A 4,494-nucleotide genomic window follows, 5' to 3' on the forward strand; every position below is an offset into this window, starting at 1 on the left:
TCATTAAATAATAGAGTTGAAGCGGATCTACACGTCCAACAGATGCTGCGTGCCCTGCTGTTACATCATCTTCATCAATTAATAGAATTGGGTTCGCATCTCCACGTGCCTTTTCATTTAGCATTAAAACGCGAGATTCTTGTACCGCATTAGATTTAGATGCGCCGTGCTCGATTTTTCCAATACCGTTAAAGATAGATGTAGCAGAATCCTTCATCACACCATGCTTCAGGATAAAGCCTTCTGTATTTTTCCCAAAATGAACAATGCTTGTTGTAAAGTTTTGCGTCTGATCTCCACGTCCAACTACAACCGTTTTCGTATCACCGAATGAGCCATCGCCCATTAAATTTGTTACATTTTCATAGATCGTGTTGCTATCATTCATTAATCCAAGAGCCCACTCAATACGAGCATCTCTGCCTGCAACACCACGGCGGTTTACATATCCAGTTAGTCCTTTAGCAAGTGTATCAACTGCACCATATTGAACTTTGGCACCAGACTTAGCTAGAACCTCCGTTACTATATTAAATACCCCGCTAGCAGCTTCCATAGTGGATACATAGTTTTCAACATAAGTAACAGAACTATTATCCTCAGCAACAACAATCACGTGATTGAAAAGAGTTGCCTTTTCATTATCGTGAACAAAGACTGCCTGAATTGGTTCAGCAACTTCGACATTTTTTGGCACGTATAGGAAAACTCCGCCATTTACTAAGGCTGCATGCAAGGCAGTTAATTTATGTTCATCTGCTTTTACGCCCTCAGTCATGAAATACTTTTGGAGTAAATCACTATGTTCTCTCGCTGCTGTAAAAATGTCAGTAAAGATAACACCCTTATCCTGCAGTTCTTTTGAAACAGAAATATATGTTGGTCTATTGTTACGCTGAATATATAAATTTTGTTCTGCAGCTTCGAGCTTTATTAATGTTTTCACATCTTCTGGAAGCTCATTTAAAGAAGTGTAGTCTTCACTGCCTACAATATGCTGCTCGAACTGTGTTAAGTTCCAATTTTTTATACTCGTTTTATCAGGTTTTGGCATTGGCAGATTTTCAGAGTTTTCAAGGGCTTGCAAGCGAAACTCTGTCAGCCATGCTGGTTCACCCATATCTTTTGAGAAGGAGCTTACATACTCCTTACCAAATAATTTTGTTTCTGTCGACATAAAGGATCCTCCTAACAATTACGCTTCTTGGCCAACCGTTTCATCTTCAATACCTAGCTCTTGCTTAATCCAGTCATAACCTTCTGCCTCAAGGCGCTGTGCTAGCTCAGGACCTCCTGATTTTACAATGCGTCCTTGCATCATAACGTGTACATGGTCTGGAGTGATGTAGTTCAGAAGACGTTGGTAGTGTGTAATAATTAAGCAGCCGAAATTTTCTCCGCGCATTTGATTGATTCCTTTAGAAACAACCTTTAATGCGTCAATATCAAGACCTGAATCGATTTCGTCAAGAATAGCAATCTTAGGCTCAAGCATCATAAGCTGAAGAATTTCATTACGCTTCTTCTCTCCACCAGAGAATCCTTCATTTAAATAACGCTGTGCCATATCCGGATCCATTTCAAGGAATTCCATTTGGCTGTCCATTTTCCGGATGAACTTCATTAAAGAAATTTCATTTCCTTCCTCTTGACGGCTATTAATAGCTGAACGTAAAAAGTCTGCATTTGTCACACCATTAATTTCACTAGGATATTGCATAGCTAAGAAAAGGCCTGCACGCGCACGCTCATCCACTTCCATCTCAAGAACATCTTCATCATCTAAAGTAACGCTTCCTTTTGTTACTTCATATTTTGGATGACCCATAATTGCAGAGGAAAGTGTAGATTTTCCTGTTCCGTTAGGTCCCATGATGGCATGGATTTCTCCGCCTTTTATTTCAAGGTTTACCCCTTTTAATATTTCTTTGCCTTCAATTTCAACATGAAGATCATTAATTGTTAATTTAGAACCTGCCATTACAATACCTCCATCAATAAAAGAAGATTTTATCTTACGGCAAAGCGCCGCAACCCTCTATTCTCATTTTATTCTCATTACAATCTTATAACAAATGAAAAGTATTAGCAACTCTTTCAATAAGTTAACACTTCGCACGTGTTGTAAACCTAGAACCACTTTTTATGGTGAAAGAATTACTTTTTTAGATTCCATTTTTTAATGTTACCCTTATCCATTATGTTCATGTATAAAGGAAATTGCCATGCTTTTTTTCACTTACTGCAAAAAAAAAAGAGGATTAGTATAAAATACCAAATCCCCTTTTCTTCATTAATATATGTTTGATTTTAAGAATGAATCTTTCTTTCAAAACCTGCGAGCATGCGCTGGCTCTTTACATATTCTTCTTGACGTTTTTTTTCAACCTTCAGTCTCACATCGTGTTTTTGGCTATACAATGCATATCCGACACCATGGGCTCCACGCATTGCTTTCTCCATACCGCTCGTATAATTTAAGTGCAGCTGGTTAATAAAAACCAATCCTTTCAACATAGCGATTTAAATTCATATAGAAATTTTACATCCACGACTTTTCAATGACAATGTCGAAAAAAAACGATTTTTTTTGCAGAGAACTTAAAAATCGCCATTAAAACGCTTACATTCATATCATACTCAAAATATCGTTTTTTTTATGATCAAAAGCGCCAAAAAAGCAGACAACTTTGTGTCTGCTTTTTTGATGTTTATTATTGAACTGAAGTTACGGCACCTTGGTATTTCTCTTGAATAAAGTCTTGGATTTCTTTTGACTTAAGAACTTCCACTAATGCCTTAATTTCTTCACGGTCTTTGTCCTCAGAACGAACAACAACTAAGTTTGCAGGAACAACATCACTGCCCTCAAATGCTATTCCATCTTCTTTAATATTTACATCGCCTTCTAGTGCATAGTTCGTATTGATTACGACCGCATCTCCTTCTCCGCTTTCAAACGAAGTAGCTAATAATTTCGCTTCAATTAATGTAGAGAAATCTAGGTTCTTCGGATTTTCAACAATGTCTTCAACTCTTGCTGAAGCTCCGACTCCTTCTTTCAGTTTAATAACGCCTTCTCTTTCAAAAATTGGTAAAATACGTCCGTGGTCACTAAATGAATCACTCATAATAATTTTGGCACCGTCTGGAAGATCTTTTAAGCTTTTATATTTCTTAGAGTAAACCCCGATTGGTTCCTTATGAATTTCACCAACGCTTACAAAGTCATAATCTTTATTTTGTTCCATTTCAAGTTCAAGATACCCAGGCGTTTGGAAATAGTTCGCATCAAGCTCTTTATCTCTTAACGTCACATTTGGCAAAATATAATCAGTAAAAACTTTAATTTCTAAATCAATGCCCTTTTCAGCTAATAAAGGTTTTGCTTCTTCAAGAATTTCTGCATGTGGAACCGCTGAAGCACCAACCACTAATTTTTTATTTCCACCTTCACTAGTAGGCTCTTCTTTTTTACCGCCGCAAGCAGCTAAAGCGACAGAAAGTAAAGCAATTACTAAAAAACTTAATACTTTTTTCATTTTTCTCTCTCCTTAATTATCGTTTGTCTGTTTTCTTTGTAAAATAATCACCAACGAATTGGATGATAAATACTACTATTAGAATGGCTATGGTTGCAACTAATGTAACAACTGAATTATTGCGCTGAAAACCTTCAAGATAAGCGAAATGTCCTAAACCACCTGCACCAATGACCCCTGCCATTGCAGTAAAACCTACTAATGAAATAGCAGTAACTGTGATACCTGATATTAATGCCGGTAAAGATTCAGGGATTAGTATTTTGAAAATAATTTGGCTGTGGCTAGCCCCCATCGATTGCGATGCTTCAATTACACCCTTATCGATTTCTCTTAATGCAATTTCAACCATCCTTGCGTAAAAAGGAGCAGCTCCTATTATTAGTGCAGGTAATGCTGCGTTTGCGCCAAGTATGGTTCCAAGTAATAATTTTGTAAAAGGGATAAGTAAGACAATTAAGATAATAAAGGGAATAGATCTAAAAATATTCACTATTGCAGCAATGATCGTGTTGAAAAATTTATTTTCCCACATATTACCTTTATCTGTCAAAAATAAGAGCAATCCAAGTGACAATCCTATTATAAATGTTGAAAGAACTGAAATAGTTGTCATATAGATGGTTTCTTGGGTAGCAATTATTAATTTTTCCCATTTAATCATCTCGATGAAATCAGCCATTTGCAATCACCTCCACACCCACTTGCTGCAAGCCAATAAACTCAATTGCACTTGCAACCTCTGACTCAGTACCTTCCAAATGGATAAAAAGGGTACCATATGAACCATTTTGTGTATGTGAAATTTTCCCTTGCAAAATATTCACAGTTATATCGTATTTTCGAATTAATTCAGTGATTAATGGCTGTCCTGTAGAATCTCCTACAAAGGTTAACTGAACTACTTGACCTTCAGGATATTTCTCAAGAAGATGTTCAATCGTCTCTTGTG

6 protein-coding genes are annotated in these 4,494 nt (G+C 36.7%); all 6 read right to left on the bottom strand.

What is annotated here, in order from left to right:
• A partial coding sequence (locus tag V7149_RS24540; protein ID WP_335348183.1) for a SufB/SufD family protein occupies nt 1-1,177 on the bottom strand: 1,177 nt, incomplete at its 3' end.
• 18 nt (nt 1,178-1,195) lie between these two features.
• Complete coding sequence (gene sufC, locus V7149_RS24545; RefSeq protein WP_335348184.1) at nt 1,196-1,981, bottom strand: Fe-S cluster assembly ATPase SufC; 786 nt, start codon at nt 1,979-1,981, stop codon at nt 1,196-1,198.
• A gap of 329 nt (nt 1,982-2,310) precedes the next feature.
• Entirely contained in the window at nt 2,311-2,517 is a 207-nt protein-coding gene (locus tag V7149_RS24550) for a hypothetical protein (RefSeq protein WP_335348185.1), read from the bottom strand.
• A 197-nt stretch (nt 2,518-2,714) separates the two neighbouring features.
• Entirely contained in the window at nt 2,715-3,542 is an 828-nt protein-coding gene (locus V7149_RS24555) for a MetQ/NlpA family ABC transporter substrate-binding protein (RefSeq protein ID WP_335348186.1), read from the bottom strand.
• A gap of 16 nt (nt 3,543-3,558) precedes the next feature.
• A complete protein-coding gene (locus tag V7149_RS24560; protein ID WP_335348187.1) occupies nt 3,559-4,224 on the bottom strand; it encodes a methionine ABC transporter permease in 666 nt (221 codons plus the stop codon).
• Nucleotides 4,217-4,494, bottom strand: a 278-nt coding sequence (locus V7149_RS24565; RefSeq protein ID WP_335348188.1) for an NIL domain-containing protein, incomplete at its 5' end; no start/stop codon positions are given. The genes V7149_RS24565 and V7149_RS24560, both read right to left, overlap by 8 nt.

Origin of the sequence: Bacillus sp. JJ1503, from assembly GCF_036965125.1 — a bacterium.
Taxonomy (GTDB): Bacteria; Bacillota; Bacilli; order Bacillales; family Cytobacillaceae; genus Cytobacillus.

Coding starts and splice junctions, on each gene's coding strand:
- sufC (WP_335348184.1), bottom strand. CDS start 1,981: ATGGCAGGTTCTAAATTAACAATTAATGATCTTCATGTTGAAATTGAA.
- V7149_RS24560 (WP_335348187.1), bottom strand. CDS start 4,224: ATGGCTGATTTCATCGAGATGATTAAATGGGAAAAATTAATAATTGCT.
- V7149_RS24550 (WP_335348185.1), bottom strand. CDS start 2,517: ATGTTGAAAGGATTGGTTTTTATTAACCAGCTGCACTTAAATTATACG.
- V7149_RS24555 (WP_335348186.1), bottom strand. CDS start 3,542: ATGAAAAAAGTATTAAGTTTTTTAGTAATTGCTTTACTTTCTGTCGCT.